General features: G+C 39.9%; 23 protein-coding genes and 1 riboswitch. Of the genes, 2 read left to right on the forward strand and 21 right to left on the reverse strand.

Going from position 1 to position 23,034, the window contains the following annotated elements; genetic code table 11:
• Positions 1-84: 84 nt before the first annotated feature.
• The 16 genes from FAZ25_RS08470 to FAZ25_RS08545 all read right to left on the reverse strand — a co-directional run bounded on the left by FAZ25_RS08470 (position 85) and on the right by FAZ25_RS08545 (position 12,340).
• On the reverse strand, positions 85-333 hold the full coding sequence (locus FAZ25_RS08470) for a hypothetical protein (protein WP_004899862.1): 249 nt from the start codon (positions 331-333) through the stop codon (positions 85-87).
• A 176-nt stretch (positions 334-509) separates the two neighbouring features.
• Entirely contained in the window at positions 510-785 is a 276-nt protein-coding gene (locus FAZ25_RS08475; protein ID WP_004899865.1) for an HU family DNA-binding protein, read from the reverse strand.
• Positions 786-1,000: 215 nt separating this feature from the next.
• Positions 1,001-2,314 carry a ribosome biogenesis GTPase Der gene (der, locus tag FAZ25_RS08480; RefSeq protein WP_004899868.1) on the reverse strand — a complete coding sequence of 438 codons (1,314 nt, stop codon included), beginning with the start codon at positions 2,312-2,314 and terminating at the stop codon, positions 1,001-1,003.
• A 103-nt stretch (positions 2,315-2,417) separates the two neighbouring features.
• A complete protein-coding gene (rpsA, locus tag FAZ25_RS08485; protein WP_004899870.1) occupies positions 2,418-3,608 on the reverse strand; it encodes a 30S ribosomal protein S1 in 1,191 nt (396 codons plus the stop codon).
• A gap of 95 nt (positions 3,609-3,703) precedes the next feature.
• Entirely contained in the window at positions 3,704-4,381 is a 678-nt protein-coding gene (cmk, locus tag FAZ25_RS08490) for a (d)CMP kinase (protein ID WP_004899873.1), read from the reverse strand.
• A gap of 18 nt (positions 4,382-4,399) precedes the next feature.
• Positions 4,400-4,948, reverse strand: coding sequence for a brain acid soluble 1 family protein (locus FAZ25_RS08495; protein ID WP_192269477.1), 549 nt, complete (start codon positions 4,946-4,948; stop codon positions 4,400-4,402).
• Between the two features lie 76 nt (positions 4,949-5,024).
• Positions 5,025-5,609, reverse strand: coding sequence for an ECF transporter S component (locus tag FAZ25_RS08500; protein ID WP_004907199.1), 585 nt, complete (start codon positions 5,607-5,609; stop codon positions 5,025-5,027).
• A gap of 66 nt (positions 5,610-5,675) precedes the next feature.
• Positions 5,676-5,811: riboswitch (FMN riboswitch) on the reverse strand.
• 51 nt (positions 5,812-5,862) lie between these two features.
• A complete protein-coding gene (locus tag FAZ25_RS08505; RefSeq protein WP_004899882.1) occupies positions 5,863-6,612 on the reverse strand; it encodes a pseudouridine synthase in 750 nt (249 codons plus the stop codon).
• Positions 6,605-7,204, reverse strand: a complete 600-nt coding sequence (gene scpB, locus FAZ25_RS08510; RefSeq protein ID WP_040176882.1) for an SMC-Scp complex subunit ScpB — start codon at positions 7,202-7,204, stop codon at positions 6,605-6,607. The genes FAZ25_RS08505 and scpB overlap by 8 nt, the downstream gene beginning before the upstream one ends.
• Complete coding sequence (locus FAZ25_RS08515; RefSeq protein ID WP_040190108.1) at positions 7,197-7,973, reverse strand: ScpA family protein; 777 nt, start codon at positions 7,971-7,973, stop codon at positions 7,197-7,199. The genes scpB and FAZ25_RS08515 overlap by 8 nt, the downstream gene beginning before the upstream one ends.
• Positions 7,955-8,308, reverse strand: coding sequence for a hypothetical protein (locus tag FAZ25_RS08520; RefSeq protein ID WP_004904068.1), 354 nt, complete (start codon positions 8,306-8,308; stop codon positions 7,955-7,957). Before FAZ25_RS08520 ends, FAZ25_RS08515 begins: the two co-directional genes overlap by 19 nt.
• 33 nt (positions 8,309-8,341) lie before the next feature.
• On the reverse strand, positions 8,342-9,238 hold the full coding sequence (xerD, locus tag FAZ25_RS08525) for a site-specific tyrosine recombinase XerD (RefSeq protein ID WP_004899891.1): 897 nt from the start codon (positions 9,236-9,238) through the stop codon (positions 8,342-8,344).
• Entirely contained in the window at positions 9,222-10,103 is an 882-nt protein-coding gene (locus tag FAZ25_RS08530) for a S1 RNA-binding domain-containing protein (protein ID WP_004899892.1), read from the reverse strand. Before FAZ25_RS08530 ends, xerD begins: the two co-directional genes overlap by 17 nt.
• 120 nt (positions 10,104-10,223) lie before the next feature.
• Entirely contained in the window at positions 10,224-10,667 is a 444-nt protein-coding gene (locus FAZ25_RS08535; RefSeq protein WP_004899894.1) for a GatB/YqeY domain-containing protein, read from the reverse strand.
• A gap of 85 nt (positions 10,668-10,752) precedes the next feature.
• Positions 10,753-10,938, reverse strand: coding sequence for a 30S ribosomal protein S21 (gene rpsU, locus FAZ25_RS08540; protein ID WP_004899901.1), 186 nt, complete (start codon positions 10,936-10,938; stop codon positions 10,753-10,755).
• Between the two features lie 133 nt (positions 10,939-11,071).
• Positions 11,072-12,340 (reverse strand): MFS transporter, encoded by a 1,269-nt coding sequence (locus FAZ25_RS08545; protein ID WP_192269480.1) that lies wholly within the window; start codon positions 12,338-12,340, stop codon positions 11,072-11,074.
• A gap of 145 nt (positions 12,341-12,485) precedes the next feature.
• Between FAZ25_RS08545 and FAZ25_RS08550 the strand changes: the two genes are divergently transcribed.
• On the forward strand, positions 12,486-14,033 hold the full coding sequence (locus tag FAZ25_RS08550; RefSeq protein WP_004899907.1) for a PucR family transcriptional regulator ligand-binding domain-containing protein: 1,548 nt from the start codon (positions 12,486-12,488) through the stop codon (positions 14,031-14,033).
• Positions 14,034-14,153: 120 nt separating this feature from the next.
• Positions 14,154-15,548, forward strand: a complete 1,395-nt coding sequence (locus tag FAZ25_RS08555) for an amino acid permease (RefSeq protein ID WP_139987959.1) — start codon at positions 14,154-14,156, stop codon at positions 15,546-15,548.
• Positions 15,549-15,583: 35 nt separating this feature from the next.
• Here FAZ25_RS08555 and FAZ25_RS08560 read toward each other — a convergent pair whose 3' ends face one another.
• From FAZ25_RS08560 to FAZ25_RS08580, 5 genes are all read right to left on the reverse strand, one after another.
• The gene (locus FAZ25_RS08560) at positions 15,584-16,450 is read right to left on the reverse strand and encodes a YitT family protein (RefSeq protein WP_004904072.1); all 867 of its coding nucleotides are present in this window, start codon (positions 16,448-16,450) and stop codon (positions 15,584-15,586) included.
• 87 nt (positions 16,451-16,537) lie between these two features.
• The gene (gene aspS / locus FAZ25_RS08565; RefSeq protein ID WP_004904073.1) at positions 16,538-18,307 is read right to left on the reverse strand and encodes an aspartate--tRNA ligase; all 1,770 of its coding nucleotides are present in this window, start codon (positions 18,305-18,307) and stop codon (positions 16,538-16,540) included.
• Positions 18,304-19,608, reverse strand: coding sequence for a histidine--tRNA ligase (gene hisS, locus FAZ25_RS08570; protein ID WP_004904074.1), 1,305 nt, complete (start codon positions 19,606-19,608; stop codon positions 18,304-18,306). The genes aspS and hisS overlap by 4 nt, the downstream gene beginning before the upstream one ends.
• A 355-nt stretch (positions 19,609-19,963) precedes the next feature.
• Positions 19,964-21,640, reverse strand: a complete 1,677-nt coding sequence (locus FAZ25_RS08575; RefSeq protein ID WP_192269482.1) for an alpha-glucosidase — start codon at positions 21,638-21,640, stop codon at positions 19,964-19,966.
• Between the two features lies 1 nt (position 21,641).
• Entirely contained in the window at positions 21,642-23,009 is a 1,368-nt protein-coding gene (locus FAZ25_RS08580; protein ID WP_004907216.1) for an MFS transporter, read from the reverse strand.
• Between the last annotated feature and the right edge of the window lie 25 nt (positions 23,010-23,034).

Raw genomic sequence — 23,034 nt, forward strand, 5'->3', positions numbered from 1 at the left:
ACTTTTCTTTCTGAAATCGCAATGTCGAATAATTTCAGCGCATCAAAAAAGCCTAATCAGATCTGATTAGGCTTTTTATAATAATTAGTTTGTTTGACGTAGAAATGAAAAATATTCATAAACTGCCAAAATAACAAACAACGCTATGCCGAGGTAAACTGAACTTGAGATACTAATGACAGCAATAACCGTCAATCCAATCGCTGAAGTGGTAAAAATCAAAGAAAATTTTTGTAACTTTGTTAACTTCTGTGTGTCCCCTTGGAAAGAAATGCCAGTCAAAATTGTACCAACTAAAATCATTAAACCAAATAAAACATGTAATACAATCATAGTGTATCTCCCTTTAAATACATGATTAATCTTGAACGTGTGAAAAAATCAAGGCCTAGTCTATGTAAAATAAAAGAGCAAACCCATTAAGAGCTTACTCCAAGTATGCTTATTAGTTAAACACATAAAAATGTCTACTAATAAGAACATCTATAAACCGCTAGACGTGGAATAGTTTACTTAACAGCTTCCTTCAAAGCTTTACCAGGCTTGAATGCTGGTACCTTTGATGCAGGAATTTCGATTTCTGCGCCAGTTTGTGGGTTGCGACCCTTACGAGCAGCACGATCACGAACTTCGAAGTTACCAAAACCAATCAATTGTACTTTTTCGCCGTTCTTCAAAGCTTCTTCGATTGATGCAAATACTGCATCAACTGATGCCGTAGCATCTTTCTTTGTCAAACCTGTTGCCTTTGCAACTGAATCTACTAATTCTTGCTTGTTAGCCATGTTGTTTCTCCTAAGAGTATTTATTAACCGCTATACGGTTTTGAAGTGTTTTGAAATGTGCCGAAACATTATTTCATGTAATTAGAATAACATAAGAAACGCCCAATGTGTAGTGTTTACGCGGGTTTTCAGCGTTTCGTAATCTTTTTGTCACATAAAAAACATAGGTTCGAAAAGATGATGGGCACAACGTTTTTTAATTGCAACAATGCTGCTTACTTACGTGCACGTACAATCAGCTTTATTGGTGTGCCAGTAAAATCAAATGCTTCACGAATTTTGTTTTCTAAGAAGCGCTCGTATGAGAAGTGCATCAATTCAACATCATTAACAAATATAACAAATGTTGGTGGCTGAATGGCAACTTGCGTCGCGTAATACACTCGTAAACGGCGCCCATTGTCTGTAGGTGTTGGATTAACAGCAATGGCATCCATAATCACATCATTTAATGTTGACGACGAGATACGCTTACGATGATTATCGTCGACATCTTTAACCAACTGTGGAATACGATCTAAGCGCTGACCTGTTTTTGCTGAGACAAACATAATTGGCGCATAGTCCAAAAACTTAAACTCTGAACGAATCAAATTTTCGAATTCTTTCATCGTGTGACCGTCTTTTTCAATCGCATCCCACTTATTAACAATAATAATCATCGCACGACCTGCATCATGAGCAAAACCTGCCACGTGCTTGTCTTGTTCTCTGATGCCAGCTTCAGCATCTAGCACCATTAAAATCACATTACTATTGTCAATTGCTTTTAACGCGCGCATGACTGAATACTTTTCTGTATTCTCGTAAACTTTACCACGTTTACGCATACCGGCAGTGTCAACCATGATAAACTCATCGCCTTCTGCCGTCACAAAGCGCGAATCAATGGCATCACGTGTTGTCCCTTCAATATCAGAAACAATCACACGATCTTCACCAAGCATCGCATTAACAATAGATGATTTCCCGACATTCGGGCGACCAATAATACTAAAACGGATGGCTCCGTCATCTTCTTGTTCGGCTGCCTCATCAGGAAAATGCTTAACAACAGCATCAAGTAAATCTCCTAGACCCAGGCCATGTGATCCAGAAACAGGAAATAGATCACCCAAACCAAGTGAATAAAAATCATAAATATCCTGACGCATCTCAGGGTTATCTACTTTATTGACAGCTAAAATCACTGGTTTATCTGTCTTGTATAACATTTTTGCGACAACTTCGTCAGCTGCGGTTACACCTTCTCGACCAGATGCTACCATGACAATGACGTCAGCCTCATCAATGGCTAATTCAACTTGTGCTCTAATCTCAGCTAGAAATGGTTCATCTCCAAGCTCAATACCACCTGTATCAATCATTCTGAACTCATAGTTCAACCATTCTGCTGGCGCGTACAAGCGGTCTCGCGTTACGCCAGGTTTATCTTCAACAATCGCAATACGTTCACCGGCCATACGATTAAAAATCGTTGACTTGCCGACGTTTGGTCGACCAACAATAGCTACTACTGGTGCTGCCATGCTGACACCTCCTTTTTTCTTACCGTGGACTACCAAAAACTATCCACTCAACTTTTTTCAAAATAAAAGAACTGGCGAACCAGCTCTCTTACCTAGTCATATCTTACAACTTATCGCCGAAGATGTCACCCAATGTTGCAGCTGAATCATCTTGTTGCTTGTATGCAGCGATATCCGCACGTGATGCTGAACCATCATTGTTACGACGGTCTTCACGTTGTGGCTTTTCTTCCAAAGCTTTCATTGACAATGAAATACGTTCTTCGGCTGGCTTAATATCCAATACCTTAACTTGTACTTTGTCACCTGACTTCAAAACTTCTGAAGGGTTTTCAATACGCTTGTTTGAAATTTGTGATACATGGACAAGTCCTTCGATACCAGGCAAAATTTCAACAAAGGCACCAAAGTCTTTCACGCGCTTAACTGTACCTTCAAGAACTGATCCAGCAGCAATCTTATCAGCTGCTTCGTCCCAAGGTCCACGCTGTGTTGCCTTGATTGACAATGAAATACGACCCTTTTCAGTGTCCAAAGCCAAAATCTTGACGTTAACCTTGTCACCCTTTGTCAAAACATCGGCTGGGTTCTTGACACGATCATGTGAGATTTCTGATACGTGAACCAAACCATCTACACCACCCAAGTCAACGAAAGCACCGAAGTCTGTCAAGCGAGCAACAGTTCCTTCAACCACTTCACCAACTGACAACTTACTAAATACTTCAGCCAACTGAGCAGCACGTTCTTGCGCAGCAACAGCCTTACGTGACAAAATCAAACGTGCATTAGCAGCGTCAATTTCAATAACTTGTGCTTTAATATCTTTGTTCTTAAATTGGTTCAAATCAGAAACGAAGCGTTCTGCAACCATTGATGCTGGCACGAAACCGCGTACGCCGTTAACCATGACAATCAAGCCACCGCGAACTGCATTAACAACCTTTGCATCGACAGTGTCGCCTTCAGCAAAGTCCAAGTTTTCCCATGCTTTGCGTGCATCTAAACGCTTCTTTGACAACAAGTAAGCTACGCCTTCCTTGTCGCTAGTAACATTAGAAATAACAACAGCTTCAATGCTGTCTCCAATTTTCAATTCGTCTGCCAGGTTGATGTTACGATCGTCTGAGTACTCACGTGCTGGCACAACTCCTTCTTCACCGGTAGACAAACCAACAACCGCTTGGTTATCATTATCAATGGCTAAAAGTTCACCAGTGACAACATCTCCCACCTTAATTTGATCTGCTGCGCTTTCGAGAGCTGCTAAGAACTCGTTGTTTGTTTCACTCATGACGTCTAACGTCCTCCTACAATTTACACTATGGGTATAGTTTACCAGAATAATTGCCACTTGTATAGTAAAAAACAGCGTTTTCACGCTGTAACTTAGGGTTTCTGTTTTTTTTCAATAATCTTTGTAATCTCTGATACTACAGCTTGGATACTTTGTCCGGTAGTATCTACCAAAATCGCGTCTTTTGCCTGTATCAAAGGACTGATCGCTCGATGAGAGTCTTTGTAGTCTCGTGTTTCAATATCACTTTTTAGTGTTTCTAAATCAACTGTCATGCCCTTGGCTTTATTTTCTTTGTAACGTCGCTCTGCTCTTTCTAACACACTAGCTACCAAGAAAATTTTAACTTGAGCATTTGGTAACACCGTTGTCCCAATATCACGTCCATCCATAATGACATTTTGACTATTGGCTATGTCACGTTGGCGACGAACCAAGTCTGCTCGGACAGCTTTATAAGAAGCAATCAACGACACATTATTAGTGACTTCAGTCGAACGAATCGCCTCTGTCACTTCACTATCGTTCAGAAAAACACGCTGCGTTGGCACTCCGGGCTCAAAACGAATCACTGTTTTTGCAAGTAAATCAACAACACCTTGTTCATCTTCATAAGCCAGACCTGCCTGTTTAGCGGCTAAAGTCATGGTGCGGTACATGGCTCCGGTATCGACATAAACATACTTTAAATTTGTTGCTAATATTTTAGCAATTGTTGATTTTCCAGCCGACGCTGGCCCATCAATTGCAATCTGAAAATTGTGACTCATATCAACCTCTAAAATTAGTTATTTAACATTTAGTGTTCTGCCAGCATATTGTGTATAATTATTCACTGACAAACCAGGATTAAGCGCAATGACTTGATCCGTTGTCATGCCATGTGTCACGGCAAAATTATATAGTGTTTGGCTAGCGCCCAACACTGCTGAATTAGTTGTTGGCGTACTTGGTGCCGTCGGTGCACTGCTGGCAGCTACTTCACTTGAAGCCGCAGCTGGCGCTTCTGTGCTACTAGCCACTGTTTCCGATGAACTTGCTTGTTCTGAGGAACTTTGTGCTGATGTCTCAGATGATTGTTCAGATGAAGCTTTTTGAGACTGTGATGTCGACTTTTTACTAGTTGCTGTCGCTATCTGCTGTGGCGTTTTCTGGTGATCAAGTGCACCATAAATGGGCACACTTGATAAAATAGCAAATCCCAAAACAATCAAAAATATTTTAAAGCCCTTATGCTTATGGCTGCTTCTATCTGATTGGCGCGCAAATTCAGGCTCAACTTTTTGTTTTTTTGAACGTGCCATACGGCTCATGTTATTTGGGTCAAAATCGCTCATAATAAAACGACCTCCATTATAATAGGTTCACTTAAAAGTTTACCACATTGAGGTCGTCTCTGTTTATAACGTTTCATTAAGATATCACTTTACGTTGCATCGGTTTCAGAACCGAAAGCACAATAATACTTGTTAGCCCCCAAATAATGCCTTGTGCAATATTGAATGGTATCACCATGGCTATAAAATAACGTCCCAGGCCAATAATTCGCGCAATGTCAAAATGTGCAAACTGCGAATAAAGTGGCACAGCAACGAACCAATTCATCAACACAGCAGCAACAGTTAACCCAACTGTTGCTATGATTATTGCTAATAATTGGCGTGGGAATTGACGCGTTTCAAACATTGGCATGACCCAAAACATTAACAAGGTAAATACCATTACTGCTACTAAATTGACAGGCAACCCCAGATAGGTATTAATTCCCTCATTTGCCAAAATGAGCTTTAAGACTGTTCGCAGTATGACAACCCACATAGCGGCCGTGACATTAAGCCAATAACCAGCTAGTAAGACAGGCACAATGGAAAAATCAAGCTTTAAGAAATCCGCTCCCGGAATCAAGGGTACCTGCGGAAAAAGCATTAGACCAAATGAGATTGCGCTTAAAATAGCAATCAAGGTCAGATGCTGTGTACGTGTAAATGAAATAGACATATTCTTTGCCTCAAAAAAACTGCACAATTTGTCAGGGTATCACAAAAAGGCAGTCTTAACTTTCTTTTTTAACTTCTTTATACCCGACTTTACGGTCGGCTCTGGAATTTGACCAGATCAGCTGTTTGCACAGGTCGCGGGCTTACCATGTTCAACATGTCTCACCGCCGGTTGGGAATTACACCCGACCCTGAAGTAATATTTAATTTTACAACTGATATCATAACAAAATTACTGATTAAAAGCAATCTATTTATTTTCTACGATAATTTTTATAATCCTGTGCTTTGAGTCGTTTAACCTCAACACCAGTTAATTTACGATATTCACCGGACTGTAAGCCAATTAAATCAAAGAAAGCATATTGTTCACGCGTTAATTTATCCACTGGTAAGCCCACTTTTTGCAGCATATCTTTGACTTGATGATTACGTCCTTCATGAATAATAATACGTACCATACTAGTTTTTTTATCTTTGTCGACACGTTCAATCGTGACACGAGCTGGCGCTGTTTTTCGGCCTTTGATGATAACGCCTTGCTTCAAAGGCGCTAATTTTTCAACAGTCGCAATCCCAGACACCTTAGCAAGATAAATTTTGTCGACACGTGACTTTGGATGCATTAATTGGTTAGCAATAGTGCCATCGTTAGTCAGTAACAAGGCGCCAGTCGTATCATAGTCTAGTCGTCCAACAGGGTAAACACGTTGATCAATATCTTCTAGTAAGTCCAGAACTGTCTTACGACCCTTCTCGTCGCTAGTTGTGGTAACGACACCACGGGGTTTATTCAATAGGTAATAAACTAGCTTTTCACGTCCTTCAATCGGCGCACCATCTACTTCCACAGTGTCATGTATGCCAACTTTGACACCAAGTGTTGTGACAGTCTCACCATTGACTTTGACACGCCCCTCAGTAATCATTGTTTCAGCTCCTCTTCGTGAAGCTAGCCCCGCTTGGGCAACAACTTTTTGTAAACGCATTTCTTCTTCAGACATTTTTTTGCCCTTCTTTCATTTCTAAATTTTCTGATTCCAGTACGTTTGCAAATAATGTCCCACCATCATCAACATCTAACGTTTCAAAATCAGGTAACGGTGGCAACTCAGTTAACGACTTGAGACCAAAATAATCTAAAAACATCGCTGAAGTACCATACATAATTGGCCGTCCCGGTTCATCTTTTCGCCCAGTTTCAACAAGCAACTGGCGTAACATCAATTTTTGAAGCGTGCCCGCCGACTGTACACCACGAATTTGGTCAATTTCCACACGTGTCACAGGTTGTTTATAAGCTACGATAACTAATGTTTCAAGTTGTGCTTGGGAAAGTGTGGCATTGTCAGGTGCATCAAAAAAGTTTTTAACTATGCCCCCTAAGCTAGGCTTGGTGACCAATCGGTAAGCGCCATCAGTTTCTCTTACTTCTAGAGCGCTCATCGTGTCATTAGCATATTTATTAGCTAATTGTTCAATTAATGCAATCACTGCCGGCTTATCAAATTGTGTTATTTGGCATAACGCTTGACTAGTAATCCCTTCATCGCCAGCCACAAATAACAAGGCCTCTATTTGCGCTAAATTATTCATCATCACTTAATGTCTCAATTTCTAAAAAAATATCAGCTGATGCATCAGCTTGGTGAAACGAAATTTTAGTTTCCTTAGCCATTTCAAGTAAAGCCAAAAAAATCATAACCATTGCTTCCTTATCAGCCATATTCTCAAACAAGTCATCAAAGGCTATAATTGCGCCTCTGGGTTGTCCTTGTAGCTGTTGGGCAATATAATCAAATGCCATCGTTAACGTAAATTTTTCACTGACAACACGTCTACTAATTGGTTGTTGCTGCCTTTTTTTACGTAAAAGATGTTCAAAAGCAACTTGTAAATCTATCAGTTCAAGCCCTGGTGCGAGCGGCTTTATTGCCATTTGATTGAATTCCGGTGACAAGGCTGGTAAACGCGAAAATGATTGTTGGTTGGTATTTTCGCGTTCTCGCAAGGATTCACTTGCCACTTGAAATTGCTTGTACGTTAACAATTGCAACATTAGTGTCTCTTTAGGATCAAGAAAATCCATTTCAATATCGTCAACTTCAATTGTGTCATTTGGCAGTAAATCAGATGATTTAATTTGAACAAGCGTTGCTGCCATGACCAAATACTCACTAGCAACATCTAATTGCATGCTCTGTTGTTTTTGAATGAATGATAAATATTGTTCAGTTATCACAGCAATAGGCAGATCAAAAATATCTAATTCCGCTTTCTTAATAAGATGTAGCAGCAGATCTAATGGCCCCTCAAATTCACTTAATTTGATTGTTAAACGCTGAGTCACAATGTTCTTCTCCATTTATTAATCAACTTTTGATTATCCAAAGTACCCATTAAGAAAACATCTGGATTTTGTTTCTGAAACTCAGTGAGCATAGCAAAATAATGGCTCGCTGAACGTGCCTCCGGTGTCAATGCTAGATGACGAATGAGTACAATGTCTTTTTTTAAGAATTCTACACCCAAAACGCCTTGCGCTTGTTCTTCACCACGCCAAATATATAATCGTCTTGTATCACGGTCATTATACCAAGCGATTTCAGCGTTAAGATGTTGTAATTCTCTTAGACCTGGTAGTAATGATAAAATACCCATCACTGTTTTTTCATTGTCATTTCTTGCCTGCGTTAACATATATTCTCCTGTATCACTACTAGATGACCCTGTTTATGCGCGTGGGTGGTACTCATCGTATACTTCACTTAATCGCTTTTTTGAAATGTGAGTATATATTTGAGTTGTCGAAATGTCGGCATGGCCTAATAACTCTTGCACAATACGTAAATCAGCACCATTTTCAAGAATATGCGTTGCAAAAGAATGACGCAATGTATGCGGTGAAACATCTTTTGTAATGCCAGCTTCCAGTACCAATTTTTTAATAATCTTCCAAACACCTTGCCTTGTTAACTGACCACCACGATCATTAACAAATACGTAAGGTGACTCTTGTGCTTTTAACAGCGTTAAACGAGCACCAGCAAAGTATCGTTCTAACCAATCAACTGCCACTTCACCGATTGGTATAATCCGCTCTTTATCGCCCTTACCAAGCGTCTGAATGAGGCCTAATTGTATATGTAAATCACTCATTTTCAGATTAACTAGCTCACTCACACGCAAGCCTGTAGCGTACATCACCTCTAATAAGGTCCGATTTCGCATCCCCAAAGGTGTACTAGGTACTGGCACGCCTAAAAGTGTATCAATTTCTTCAAAACTTAAAACTGCGGGTAAATGTGCGGCTTTCTTAGGCGGCTTTACATGACTCATTGGATTATGCGTAATCATATTTTCCTGGGTGAGATAGCCAAAAAAACGACGTAAAGATGTGACCATTCGGATGACTGAACTGTTGGATTTACCGTTTGTTCGTAAGCGATTTAACCACGACAAAACAACGATATGATCAACTTCTCCCAATAGTAAATGCTCTTGAGATAAATACATACCGAATTGATTCAAATCCTGACGATAACTTGTAATGGTATTTTCGGATAGCCCACGTTCGATTCGAATGTAGTGTATATAATCCGAAATTGCATCTTCAATTTGTTGTGTCATCACTTTCAACTAACTGAATACCTTGATCCACTTGCGTAATTAAACGTGCTTTATATAAATGACCCAGTGCCCGTTTAAATTGACTTTTACTAAAGCCAAACTGCTTTTTAATCGCTTCAGGGGCACTTTTATCATTAAAAGGTAGAAAATGATCAGCACGACGTTGTAACTGTAGCAGTAAGAATTGCGCATCTTCATCCATTGTCTTATACGCTAATGGCTTAACAGATAGATTCAAGCTGCCATCTTCTCGAACGCCAATTACTCGCGCGTCAACAACTTGACCTAAGCGGGGTTCATCGTATCGTTGCGAAGGATGAATGAAGCCAAGATAGTACTCTTCTGTCACAATGAGTGTTCCCGCAATTTTGTTACGATAAACGGTTGCTTTCACCTTTTTAGATTTCATTTCTTCTGGTGCGCGTCGTGAAACGGCATCAAAAATCGATTGCTGTGCAATCTCGCCCCACAAACGTCCCTTACTATCAGATTTCATTGCCACCATCAGGCGGTCACCTTTTTGTGGCCACAATGTGGTTATCGTTGGTAAATCATCTAATGAAACAACCAAATCTTTATTAGGTAAACCGATAGCTACAAACACACCTAAGTCATGGCGCGTAGCGACAACTGTGCCCCAGCCATAACTGTCTTTTTGCACTGTGGGTATTTTTTTTGTAATCTGCAACTTATGATTTTCGTTTTCGTAAGCAAAACCCGTCACAAAACCACCTAATTTTAGCGGCTTTTCTAGTTCGAGTTTATCCACTTCGTATGTGTAACCGTCTACTTGGGCAAAAAAATAGGCGTCATTTTCATCTGTTACTTGGGCTTTGATTATTTCGCCAACTGTTGGGTTCGTCATTATTTTTTCCTCTGACGCGCAACTTCACGCGTTTTTCTTTAATACTTTAGTTTAACATGTATTGTTGACATTATGCTAAAAAATCGGCTGAGCCGATTTTACCTACATACTTATAAACGCTTATGCCAATGCCGCTTTGACCAAGTTAGCAACTAACTTGCCATCTGCCTTCCCCTTAACTTGGGGTGTAACAATCCCCATAACTTTTCCCATATCTTTGGGTGTTGTAGCACCTGTCTGCGTAATCGCTTCTTGAATAATGGCTTTCACTTCATCATCAGATAGCTGCTTTGGCAAGTACTTAGATAATACATCAAGTTCGCTACGAATACCTGCCGCTAAATCTTCACGATTACCTTTTTCAAATTCAGAAAGGGAGTCATGACGTTGCTTAACCTCACGTGACAAAACAGTTAATTCTTCATCCGTTGTCAAAGTGTGCCCTAAATTAATTTCCTCATTCATCACCGTTGATTTAACCATTCGAATGACAGATAAAGCCTCCTTGTCCTTATTCTTCATTGCTTGCTTCATATCAGCGTTTAGTGTTTCTAATAAGCTCATTATATTTCTTCTTTCTAGTTTGTATGCCTTTATTTTAACATAGAATACAAAAGAAAAACGCCACCTAAGTGACGTTTAGAACCAATTAACGGCCCTTCTTCTTGTTACGCTTTTGTGCTGCTTCAGACTTCAATTTACGAGCAACTGAAGGCTTAACATAGAATTCGCGCTTACGGTATTCTTGGAGAGTACCGTCCTTTGAAACACCGCGCTTAAAGCGACGCAATGCATCATCCAAAGATTCGTTCTTACGTACGATGACCTTTGCCATGTGATAACCCTCCTTTCTCGCATTTTATTTCGTTTTAACGACATGCTGTAAATACTTATTAATTTTATCAAAAATATCTTCTGGTGTCAATGACATTTTCAATCGATTGCGTTAGCCTTGGTGCCCCTTCAATCTATCGTGCATCTAAGGTAGATGTATGCTTTGTGTCAGACATTCGCCAATAAACAATTAAACTAATCGCAATAACCACTGTTACGTAAACAAAAAACAAAGATTCATGCTGAATTTTCTTTAAATATAAAGCAAGATATTCAACAGTTCCGCCAAATATGGCAACTGTTAATCCATAAGGTAAGCCAACACCCAATGCCCTAATTTCTGTTGGAAACATCTCTGCTTTGACAATAGCATTAATTGATGTGTAACCACTAACAATCACAAGCCCAGCTAACATCAAGCCAAAAGCAACCCAGCCATTTTTTGTGTGTGATAATGCAGTAAAAATAGGAATCGTGAAGAGCGTGCCGAGACCACCAAACCAGAATAATAAAGGTTTACGACCAATTTTATCTGATAACGCTCCGGCAATAGGCTGTATCATCATAAAGATAAATAATGCTGCAAAGTTAATCCAAGTGACCTCTTTTTTAGGCAATCCCACAGTGTTAATCATAAATTTTTGAAGATAAGTTGTATACGTATAAAACGCAATGGTTCCCCCCAATGTTAGACCAACAACTGTCAGCACAGCTTTAGGGTAGCGTAACAATGCCCGCAACTGCCCTTTATCATGGTTTTCTTGTGCGGTAAATTGATCTGATTCTTCCATACTAAGACGAAGAAATAACACAATAATAGCACCCAACGCACCAATTACAAAAGGTATACGCCAGCCCCACTGCAGCAAAGTGCTTTCAGATAAGGTCATTTGCAACACAATCTGAACCCCTAAGGCAATTAACTGTCCACTAATCAGAGTGACATATTGAAACGACGCATAAAAGCCGCGATGTCCTGGGCTAGCCATTTCTGACAAATAAGTCGCTGAGGTGCCATACTCACCACCCAAGGATAAACCTTGGAATAATCGCGCTAACACCAAAATAATTGGTGCGAGAATACCGATTCTGGCATAGCTAGGCGTAATAGCAATCACAAATGACCCAGCAGCCATAATCAAAACTGATAAGGTTAAAGCCGCTCGACGGCCATGTTGATCAGCATATTTACCTAGAATTAAACTGCCTAAAGGTCGCATCAAAAAACCAATGGCAAAGACTGCTGCCGTGCTCAATAGCTCTGCCGTTTTATCATGTGCTGGGAAAAACGATGGTGCAAAATAAACGGCAAATGAGGCATAAACATACCAATCAAACCATTCAATGAGATTACCCAAAGAACCCTTTAATACATTACTTATAATCTTCTTTTCAGTTCGCATAAGGCACACTCCTTTTAATCATTATAGCGCAATTTATTCGCTTATGAAAAGCAGAGTGTCATGCAAAGTGCAGCATAAACTGATTAAATTTGTGCACATTGGATAATAAGAGTAGAATAAGAAAAAACTAATGTGAGGTGAGAATATGAAATTAAATGAGATGCTCAATCACAAGGTCTTAGCCAATATCAGAGTTGTTGCTGGCTTTGACGGACTAACACGAGATGTTTCTCAGGTCGGCATGATTGATGCCCCAGACATTACGGACTTCTTATTTGACGGTCAATTATTGGTAACTTCTGGTTACCATTTTCAACAGCAACCATCGCTTTTACGAGACCTCATAATTGGTATGGCCAAAAATAACGCGAGTGGTATTGCGATTAAAAAAGGCCGTTATATGACAACGATACCACCCAATATTCTGAAGTTAGCTGATGAACTCAATATACCAATATTGTGGACACCTGCAAGTGATTTTTTGTCGCTTACTGTAAAACGTCTTACCGCCGTTATATTGGCAACACAAAACACCGAGCTCAAACAAATTATCTCAATTAATCAACAATTATCTGATCTAAACGCACAAAACATTACGTACCAACATTTACTAGACCAAAGTGCACATATTTTAGATACATCATTGGCCCTACTTAATGCTCACTTTACCGCACTGTACGCCAGCAGTGAATGGGTTGCGCAACGTGAATTTTTAACACACTTTTTACGCCATGACTCTAAAATTGATTATCTTAACTTAACTACACCTACACGTGTCACTTTTAACCACCACGCGATTGATATCTTACCCATTTTTTCAGCATTGAATGAAAATAAAGCTTTTGCTGCCTTTGTAGTGAACGAGGATGAACCTTCTAGCTTTCAAATTCTTAAACGACAACAAGTCATGAACACACTTGGCTTAGCTAATTCACGGACAGACTTATTAAACGAAACTGCATTTCGTAATCGTTCTGGGTTCTTTTTAAATGTGATGCAGGGTGGTCTTAACACTGAAGCCATTGACAATTATTTGTATGAAGCAAAAATCGATAGTAAACAGCATTTTCGTGTCGCAATTGTCGACTTTGCGGAAAAAGAAAAAATTATTGAATCTCATCAACTCGATATTCGTCAACAATTAACACGTTGGTTTATACAAGAATTTCATTGGCACGTTTTAACTTTCTCACATCGTCAACAACTTGTTTTACTCATGCATGAAACCATTGCACCGCAAGAATTTTTGACAGCTTTACGTCATTTTTTGTCTGCGCAGCAAACTTTGCATCACCCGCTACGAATAGGCTTTTCTAGAATATCTGAATCAATTCATAATTTAGCCGAGTTATACAGTCAAGCCAATCATGCATTAAAATTAACTTCTATACAACAGCCAATCATGCGCTTCCGTCCAAAAAGTGCCGAAGAATTGTTACATCTCCTCCCAGAGCAAGAATCGCAAACATTTATCGAGCAAACACTAGGCCCTATTCTTAGTAATTCTGAATTGCTTGATACCTTGAAGACATATATTTTTTTACACCAAAATGTCACTGCGGTTGCCAAAACCTTATTTGTGCACCGCAATACAATAACTTATCGACTTAAACGTGTTAGTGATATACTCGGGGTCGATTTAGAAATGCCCGATGTGCTGCTAGATATTAGATTGGCTTTGATGCTATTGTGATTGTGCAGATTAAACAAAAACAAATTAATAAATTGTTAACTTTAGACACTTCAAGAGACTATGTCATGTTAATATTGTTAAACAACACGATATCATATGCTTTATAACGGAGGGCTTTTTATGATTGAATATTCAGATTTAGCAATCAACGCAGACGGCACAAAACGTGGATTAAAAAAGAAACACGTGCAAATGATTGCCATAGGTGGCACAATTGGCACTGGCTTATTTCTTGGTGCAGGTAACTCAATCGCCAAGACAGGACCTTCAATTTTAATTGTTTATGCTATTTTAGGTCTATTTTTCTTTCTGATGATGCGTGGTATTGGCGAAATGTTGTATGCTGATCCTTCTCAACACACTTTCGTTGCCTTCATCAGTAAATACGTCAGTCCAGGTGCTGGCTACTTTGCGGGCTGGTCTTATTGGATTGGTCTGACATTCGTTGCCATGGCCGAGCTTACAGCTGTTTCAACTTATGTTAAATTCTGGTTTCCGACATGGCAAACATGGTTAATCCAAATTTTCTTTTTAGCTATTCTGACACTGGTGAATTTGGTTGCTGTTAAAGTTTTTGGAGAAACCGAATATTGGTTTGCCATGATTAAAATTATTGCTATTATCGCTATGATTGTTACTGGTCTCTTCCTAATTTTTACTGGATTTAAAGCCCCTGCGTCGGGTGGTAATACGGTCGCATCATTTAGCAATATTACGCATCATTTTTCATTATTTCCAAATGGCCCTGCTATGTTTTTCGCTGCTTTCCCAATGGTATTCTTTGCCTTTCAAGGAATGGAATTCGTTGGTATTACAACCGCAGAAACAGAAAACCCTCGCGGCGTGTTACCGCGTGCAATCAATACAATTATTTTACGTATTTTAATCTTCTATCTTGGTGCTATGACAATTATTATGTCCATTATTGACTGGCATGTTATTGCCAAAACACCTGAACAAAGTCCCTTTGTTATGGTCTTTCAATTGGCTGGTTTCAAGGCCGCCGCCGCTGTAATTAACTTTGTCGTATTGACCTCAGCTGCTTCTGCTTTAAATTCTGCTATCTATTCTGCGGGACGACACTTCTATCAATTAGCACAAGAATCGCATATTCCTGTGATGTCAAGATTTGAAAAAATTTCTAAACACGGTGTGCCTGCAAATGCAATTTTGCTGACTGCCACTTTAGTTTTATTGTCTCCAGTCATCAACGCCATTCCCCAAATCACATCATCATTTAGCTTCATTACCGCCGTCTCTTCAAACATGTATATTATTGTCTACGCAATGACGATGTATGCACACCGAAAATTCCGCGCATCATCTGACTACCTACCTAATGGTTTTACCATGCCCGCTTATTCATTAACGAGCCCGCTCACTTTATTATTCTTCGCTGCTATTTATGTGAGCCTCTTTTTCCAATCCGACTCACGAATGCCAGCCATCGGCGCAATTATTTTCACCTTGATTTTTGGTACATTAGCGCATAGAAAATTTGCTGGAAAATCGTAAGTAATCAAAAAGCAGAATCATCAGATTCTGCTTTTTTATAGCTCTGGCTCATAAAATCGACCAACTGTGTGTTCAATTTTCCATGTCGAAGAAAATGCTTTTTCATCAACAGATTTAATCGCCTCACGTAGTTCATAACGTTCTTGCTGGGTAATAACAGTAAGCAAAACATAACGCCCTTCACCCGTATAACCACCGCGCGCGTCGTTAATGATTGTGACACCACGCCGCATTTTATCGTAGATACCTTGGACCATTTGATCAGGTTTTGTTGTGATAATCATAACCTGCATTTGCTGTTGTCTAGTATAAAAAGCATCAATCATACGTGAACTGATAATCACACCAACAATGGAATACAAAGCGTACTTCCAACCATAAGTCAAACCAGCACCTATCATGATTAGCGCGTTCACACCAAGATTAACAGGTCCCATCTTGAAGCCAAACTTTTTCTTAACCAAAATGCCAATCACATCTAGTCCGCCAGTTCCCACACCATAACGTAATGCGGTACCAACGGCCATACCGTTTAAGGCGCCACCAAACATCGCGTTAATTAACGGGTCAGGCGTTAGTATACGCGTTGTATCAAATACTGGCATCAACGCCGCACTAAGCAACACGGCTAACGTTGTAAATGTCGCAAATCGCCAAGAAAGCTTCACCCATGCAATGACCAACATCGGTAGATTGACAAGTGCCAGTGCTAACGCAACAGGTACTCTGCCCCCTGATAAGGTCGACACTAACTGGGCAAATCCTGTAAATCCAGATGAATAAATATGACCCGGTCGCCAAAAATAATTCATAGCGAAGGCGACAATCACGCCATAAAAGATTGCACCGCCAAGTCGACCCGCATATTGGTTCTTCATAAAGTTGTGAAAAAATTTTTGCATTATTTTCGTACGTTCACGTACATCCCTCTTGTCTATATACTCACTATATCACAGGCAGAACTAAAGTCCTACCACAATTATTAGAAACTATTCAACGTCTGATACAAACAATCCCAAATCATTTAATTGTTTGTGGTCAACACGGGTTGGTGCTTGCGTCATGGGTTCTGTGGCACGAGAATTCTTTGGGAAGGCAATCACTTCACGAATATTTTCTTGGCCTGCCAATAACATGGCTAATCGGTCCAAACCAAGTGCAATACCGCCCATTGGTGGGAACCCAAACGTCATACCTTCAAGCAAAAACCCAAATGCTTCATGAGCAGCTTCCGGTGTAAATCCAAGTGCTTTGAGCATTTTTTCTTGTATATCCATGCGATGAATACGGATTGAACCAGAACCAAGTTCGTAACCATTTAATACTAAATCATAACTTTGTGCATGAGCTTGATGTGGATCCTCACCATCGTCAAGATAATGCAAATCTTCTTCATTTGGCATTGTAAATGGATGATGCGCAGCAATCCAACGATCAAAATCTTCAGAATATTCAAATAATGGCCAGTCTACAATCCAAGCAAATGCCCATGGATTTGTCATATCAATCAAATTCAAATCTTTAGCGGTTTGACGACGTAAGTAATCTAAGGTTGCCGCAACAATATCGTTTCGACCAGCACCAAATAGCAGTAAGTCGCCTGGCTTTGCACCGGTAACCTGTAATAATGCTGCATGATTAGGGAAAAACTTTGCAATAGGTCCTGAAATACCTTCATCGGTTACTTTAAGCCAGGCCAGGCCTTTAGCGCCAAAGCGTTCAATGTATTGCGCCATTTTGTCGATGTCTTTGCGAGAATAGTTTTCTGCGCCACCCGGTACAGCAATCGCTTTCACAACACCACCGGCTTCGACAGCTTTAGCAAACACACCAAATTCAGATGATTTGACAGTTTCTGAAACGTCTTTTAATTCATAAGCAATACGCAAATCTGGTTTATCTGTTCCAAAACGATCCATTGATTCTTGCCAAGTTAATGTTGGAATCTTTGTTGTATCTAAATCAAAATTAACGACATCAGACATCATAGCCTTAACCCATGCATTGACTAATTCACGAATTTCATCGGCTGACATAAATGATGTCTCGACATCCATTTGCGTAAATTCTGGTTGACGATCGCCACGTAAATCTTCATCACGGAAAGCACGGGCAATTTGGAAGTAACGATCGAAGCCAGAACCCATCAACAATTGTTTGAACAGCTGTGGTGATTGTGGCAAAGCGTAAAATGAACCAGGGAAAATACGTGATGGCACTAAATAATCACGTGCCCCTTCCGGGGTTGATTTGGCTAAAATAGGCGTTTCAATATTAATGAAGTCATTTTGATCCATGAAGTGCATGGCACTAGACATGATTTTTGAACGAATACGCAAATTCTTTTGCATTTCCGGACGACGTAAATCTAAATAACGATACTGTAACTTCAGCTCTTCATTAGCATTGACATTATCTTCAATATAAAATGGTGGTGTTTTTGACGTTGCTAAAATTTCTGCCTCAATGACATCAATTTCAATTTGACCTGAATGAATTTTGTTATTAATTTGACTTGCTTCACGCCGCACCACTTGACCTTTAACCGATATAACATACTCATTGCGCATATTCTCAGCGACTGCAAGCGCCTCAGCATGTGTCGCATTAAACGTCAATTGTACAATACCTTCACGATCACGTAAGTCAACGAAAATCAAATCGCCAAAATCACGACGTTTCTGAACCCAACCCGACAGGGTAACCGTTTGGTTAAGATATTTTTCGTCAACTAATCCAGCATATGTTGTTCTTTTCATTGTGCTTCATCTCCTTGTGAATCAATAATTGTTGGTAAATCGGTATATAAATCGGCTAATTTCACAGTCTGCTGCATGCCTGTTGCCATATTTTTAATATTAGCAACGTGATTTGCTAACTCAGTCTCTCCTACAGTCACCACATAACGACTATGGTGGCGATCGGCCGATTTGAATTGTGACTTGGCAGATCGTCCGAGATAATCACGTTCAGCAACATAGCCAAATGAACGAATGGCTTGTACAATCTGCGTTGCAACGACATTTGTTGATGTCCCAATATTGACAACATAAAAATCTAAACCATCATCTTTTACAGGTGCAACGCCCTGTGCTGCAAGCAAACTAATTAAGCGCTCAACGCCAATACCAAAGCCAACACCAGGTGTTTCTGGCCCACCAAATTCAGCTACCAAACCTGAATAACGACCACCGCCAGCAATTGTGGCTGCGCCTTTCAAGCTATCATCAACTGTCATAATCTCAAAAATCGTATCATTATAGTAATCTAGCCCGCGCACCATAGTCGAGTCAACTTCAAAAGTAATATCAAGTGCTGTCAGTAGTTCTTGAACCGTTTGCCAATGTTGACTCGAATCATCAGAAAGAAAATCTAGAATAGAAGGCGCATCTTCAACAAATACTTGATCACGCGGGTCTTTTGAGTCCAAAACACGTAATGGATTCTTTTCTAATCGTGCTTGTGAGTCTGGCGATAATTCATCAAAGTGTGGTTTCAAGTAAGCAATAAGTGCTTTTCGGTAAGCTTCTCGAGAAGCTTGGTCACCTAGTGTGTTAATTGCTACCTTTAAATTTTTTAAGCCTAATGTTTGAAAGAAGTCGACCGCCATGGCAATAATTTCAACATCTAGAGCAGGTGCCGTCGCACCAAATGCCTCGACACCAATTTGATGGAATTGACGAAAACGACCGGCTTGTGGTCGTTCATAACGAAACATTGGCCCAATGTAAAAGGCCTTGTAGGGCTTATCAAACTCTGGACCATACAGTTTATTTTCAACATAGGCGCGCACTACCCCTGCCGTGCCTTCAGGGCGTAAAGCGATGTGGCGATTGCCTTTATCATGAAAATCATACATTTCTTTAGTCACAACATCGGATGTATCTCCGGCTGACCGGGAAAAGACGTCAAAATTTTCAAATAATGGCGTTCTAATTTCTCTAAAGTTATAATCACCAAATAACAACCGCGCGATGCTTTCAATATGTTGCCATTGTGCCGTTTGTTCGGGTAACAAATCAGCCGTTCCTTTTGGTTTTTGAAAAGTTGGTTTTGCCATTTTTATTTAACTACTGTCATTGAAACACCTGTTTCAATGACAACAGATTCTCCTTTATTATCATTACAAGCCTAAAAAGCGCCCTTAGTAACATCTGTTACTAAGGGCGCTTTTGCACGGTACCACCTTGTATGTTAATGCTTACGCATTACTTAGACTGCTTATCGCGCAACCACGCACTGTCTTATACAACAGCGACCTCCAAGGTGTCACAAATCAAGTTGTTGTTTTGCTTCCATCGTCCGCAAAATTTCTATCTGTCCAAACTATGATTTTTCCAATTCATCGGCTTTAATATATGTTTCAATCATATATGTTCCCTATTAGAAAGTCAAGATTTTATCACAAATTATGCTTAGAATTGGTATACCTTTGCTTCATAAGGTCGTAACGTTTGACCTTCATCGTCATCATAGTTACCAATTAACAACCTAGCATCATCAGGCACACTATAGTTTCTTGTCAATACTTGATCAGTAAAATTGTTAATCACTAATAATTGCTCACCCTGACCAATCCGACGATAAGCATAAACGTCGTTGTCTTCAGGATCTAATAACTGGTATTTGCCTGTTGTCATGATTGGTAAATCATGCCGTAACTGAATTAATTTCTGATAATAGTAAAAGACTGATTTCGGATCTGCGAGCGCATCTGCCACATTAATTGTTTGATAATTATCGTTCAATTTAAGCCAAGGTTGTCCCGTTGTAAAGCCCGCATTATCGCTATTATTCCATTGCATTGGTGTACGAGCATTGTCGCGACCTTTAGCATGAACATAACGTAGCATCGTTTCTTCGTCTAACAAATTGTCTTTGTCAATCAAATATTTAAAGGCATTTTTAATTTCAATATCATCAAAATCTTCCCGTTTTAAGTTATAGGCATTCGTCATCCCAATTTCTTCACCTTGGTAAATGTACGGTGTGCCTTGCATGAAGTGCAATAGTGTCGCAACCATTTTAGCTGAAATGACACGATAAGCTGGTGTGTCATTTCCATAGCGACTAACAGCACGTGGTTGGTCATGGTTATCCCAGTAAAGTGAATTCCATGCTTTACCAGCAAGTTTATTTTGCCATTTAGAGAGATTTTCTTTCAATGCCGTTAGTGACACTTTTTGATCATACCACTTTCCTAAAGCAGGGTTAGGATTGTTATCAAGTCCCATATGTTCAAACTGAAAGACCATATTTAATTCTGATGTATCTTGGTTGGCATATTGAATAGCATTTTGTATGTCAACACCAGACGCTTCACCCACCGTCATCATGTCTGCACGGTTTAACACCTTGTCACGCATCTCTTTCAAATAGTCATGAACATGTGGCCCATTAGCAACAGCCTTATCGGCATTACCATACACCCCACCTGTCGGCACTTGACCATCCGGTAAACCGTCTGGCTTTGAAATCAATGAAATAACATCCATTCTGAAGCCATCAATACCCTTATCAACCCAAAAATTCATCATATCAAATACCGCTTGTCGTACTTCCGGATTAACCCAATTCAAATCGGGTTGTCCTTCCGCAAATAAGTGTAAGTAGTATTGACCAGTTGCGTCATCGTATTGCCAAGCTGGCCCTGAGAAAAATGATCCCCAGTTATTTGGTTCATGCCCCGCAACCGAGTCGCGCCAGATGTAAAAGTCACGTTTAGGGTTATCCTTCGACTTGCGACTTTCGATGAACCATTGATGCTGATTAGAAGTGTGATTAACAACTAGATCCATCAATATTTTAATATGCTTATCGTGTGCTTTTTGCAGTAGACGGTCAAAATCTGCCATATTGCCAAATTTTGCATTAATATCTTCATAATCTGAAATATCATAACCGTTATCCTCATCAGGTGAAGCATAAACCGGATTCAGCCAGATAACATCTGCACCAAGTTTTGCGATGTAATCCAGATGTTGCTCAACCCCTTTCAAATCACCAATACCATCCCCGTTTGCATCCTGAAAAGAGCGTGGATAAACTTGGTAAACAACGGCTTTTTGCCACCACTTAATATTTTCTGTCATTTTATTTCTCCTTTTTTGTCGTATACACTTGTGTTTTTTCTTCTTTCACAATCCAAATCAAACAACCACCAATAATCAGAAAGATGCCAGCAATCGCTAACATATGAGCCATAGATTTTCCAACTGCTGGGAAAATAACAAAACTAGCCACAGAGGCAACAATTTGCGGAATACAAATAAAGCAGTTAAACAAACCGAGATATACGCCATCATGCTTGCCATCTAAAGCATTGGTTAAGATTGTGAACGGAATTGAAATTAGAGCAATCCAGCCAATACCAATTAATACGAAACCGATAAGTGATGACGCATGTGTATGACCATAAGCCACCACCATGAAGCCAATACCACCAGCAATGAGGCTCAAAAAGTATGCCATCTTTCGCGTACGATTGTTCAACCTTTGGAATGCAATACCAACGATAATGGCAACAATTGAATAAACTGCCTGCAGTATACCAAACCAATTACCAGCGGCCTGATAACCTGCTGATGCTGGATCGCTAACCCCCCAGATATTCTCTGACAAGGCACCCGTTGAGTAAGTCCACATATAAGGAATACCGAACCAAACGAAAAATTCAACCAATCCTAACGTCCAAAAAACTTTTGGTGCATGTCTTAAAATATCCCCGAATGATTCTCGTACTTTATCGTTGGCTTGATAGCCATGACAATAAGCTAATGTTTCTGGATCATACTCTTTAACATTCATAATTGTAAAAATAGTTGATAATAGCAATATCGCTGCAGCAACATAAAATGATATTTTAACTGAATCAGGCACAACACCTCGTGCTGCCGTGTTAGCAACACCCATCGAAGTTAGAATAAAGGGAAATACAAACGCAATGACGCCGCCTAAACTTCCCCAAATATTTTGTAAGCTCCAAGCGCGATCTGTCTGCGCAGCGTTAACCATATCCGGAATAATCATTTTAAAAGGTTGCATTGATACATTAGCTGATAAGTCCATGAACAATACTGTCACTGCCCCAAACCACAAGGCGGTCATTGACCCATAACCAAAACCAAAGGACCCCGTATTTGGTAACAACAATAACACAATCAACGAAACTAAGCATCCCCCAATCAAATAGGGCATTCGTCTTCCTAGCTTTGGAATCCATGTTTTATCGGACAACAAACCAATCACTGGTTGAGTAATCATTCCTGCTAATGGCGGCAATATAAAGAAAAAACCTAGCTTTGTCGGGTCAGAACCCAACGTTTGGAAAATACGTCCCATGTTTCCTGTTTGAACTGAGAAAGCAACTTGCACACCCGCATACCCAAATGTCATCAAAAACAGCTGCATGCTGCTCAACATGGGTAGTTGGCCTCTTTTTTGAACCGTACTACGCAACATATTCTCTTCTCCTTCTTGAAGTGAC

The sequence above is a fragment of the Leuconostoc sp. LN180020 genome (genome assembly GCF_014844115.1).
GTDB lineage: Bacteria > Bacillota > Bacilli > Lactobacillales > Lactobacillaceae > Leuconostoc > Leuconostoc citreum.

Coding starts and splice junctions, on each gene's coding strand:
- hisS (WP_004904074.1), bottom strand. CDS start 19,608: ATGGCAAAACCAACTTTTCAAAAACCAAAAGGAACGGCTGATTTGTTA.
- FAZ25_RS08470 (WP_004899862.1), bottom strand. CDS start 333: ATGATTGTATTACATGTTTTATTTGGTTTAATGATTTTAGTTGGTACA.
- FAZ25_RS08580 (WP_004907216.1), bottom strand. CDS start 23,009: ATGTTGCGTAGTACGGTTCAAAAAAGAGGCCAACTACCCATGTTGAGC.
- FAZ25_RS08475 (WP_004899865.1), bottom strand. CDS start 785: ATGGCTAACAAGCAAGAATTAGTAGATTCAGTTGCAAAGGCAACAGGT.
- scpB (WP_040176882.1), bottom strand. CDS start 7,204: ATGAATAATTTAGCGCAAATAGAGGCCTTGTTATTTGTGGCTGGCGAT.
- FAZ25_RS08560 (WP_004904072.1), bottom strand. CDS start 16,450: ATGCAAAAATTTTTTCACAACTTTATGAAGAACCAATATGCGGGTCGA.
- FAZ25_RS08575 (WP_192269482.1), bottom strand. CDS start 21,640: ATGACAGAAAATATTAAGTGGTGGCAAAAAGCCGTTGTTTACCAAGTT.
- rpsU (WP_004899901.1), bottom strand. CDS start 10,938: ATGGCAAAGGTCATCGTACGTAAGAACGAATCTTTGGATGATGCATTG.
- FAZ25_RS08535 (WP_004899894.1), bottom strand. CDS start 10,667: ATGAGCTTATTAGAAACACTAAACGCTGATATGAAGCAAGCAATGAAG.
- rpsA (WP_004899870.1), bottom strand. CDS start 3,608: ATGAGTGAAACAAACAACGAGTTCTTAGCAGCTCTCGAAAGCGCAGCA.
- cmk (WP_004899873.1), bottom strand. CDS start 4,381: ATGAGTCACAATTTTCAGATTGCAATTGATGGGCCAGCGTCGGCTGGA.
- FAZ25_RS08530 (WP_004899892.1), bottom strand. CDS start 10,103: ATGACGAACCCAACAGTTGGCGAAATAATCAAAGCCCAAGTAACAGAT.
- FAZ25_RS08500 (WP_004907199.1), bottom strand. CDS start 5,609: ATGTCTATTTCATTTACACGTACACAGCATCTGACCTTGATTGCTATT.
- der (WP_004899868.1), bottom strand. CDS start 2,314: ATGGCAGCACCAGTAGTAGCTATTGTTGGTCGACCAAACGTCGGCAAG.
- FAZ25_RS08505 (WP_004899882.1), bottom strand. CDS start 6,612: ATGTCTGAAGAAGAAATGCGTTTACAAAAAGTTGTTGCCCAAGCGGGG.
- FAZ25_RS08520 (WP_004904068.1), bottom strand. CDS start 8,308: ATGTTAACGCAGGCAAGAAATGACAATGAAAAAACAGTGATGGGTATT.
- FAZ25_RS08495 (WP_192269477.1), bottom strand. CDS start 4,948: ATGAGCGATTTTGACCCAAATAACATGAGCCGTATGGCACGTTCAAAA.
- FAZ25_RS08545 (WP_192269480.1), bottom strand. CDS start 12,340: ATGCGAACTGAAAAGAAGATTATAAGTAATGTATTAAAGGGTTCTTTG.
- aspS (WP_004904073.1), bottom strand. CDS start 18,307: ATGAAAAGAACAACATATGCTGGATTAGTTGACGAAAAATATCTTAAC.
- FAZ25_RS08515 (WP_040190108.1), bottom strand. CDS start 7,973: ATGGAGAAGAACATTGTGACTCAGCGTTTAACAATCAAATTAAGTGAA.
- FAZ25_RS08555 (WP_139987959.1), top strand. CDS start 14,154: ATGATTGAATATTCAGATTTAGCAATCAACGCAGACGGCACAAAACGT.
- FAZ25_RS08550 (WP_004899907.1), top strand. CDS start 12,486: ATGAAATTAAATGAGATGCTCAATCACAAGGTCTTAGCCAATATCAGA.
- xerD (WP_004899891.1), bottom strand. CDS start 9,238: ATGACACAACAAATTGAAGATGCAATTTCGGATTATATACACTACATT.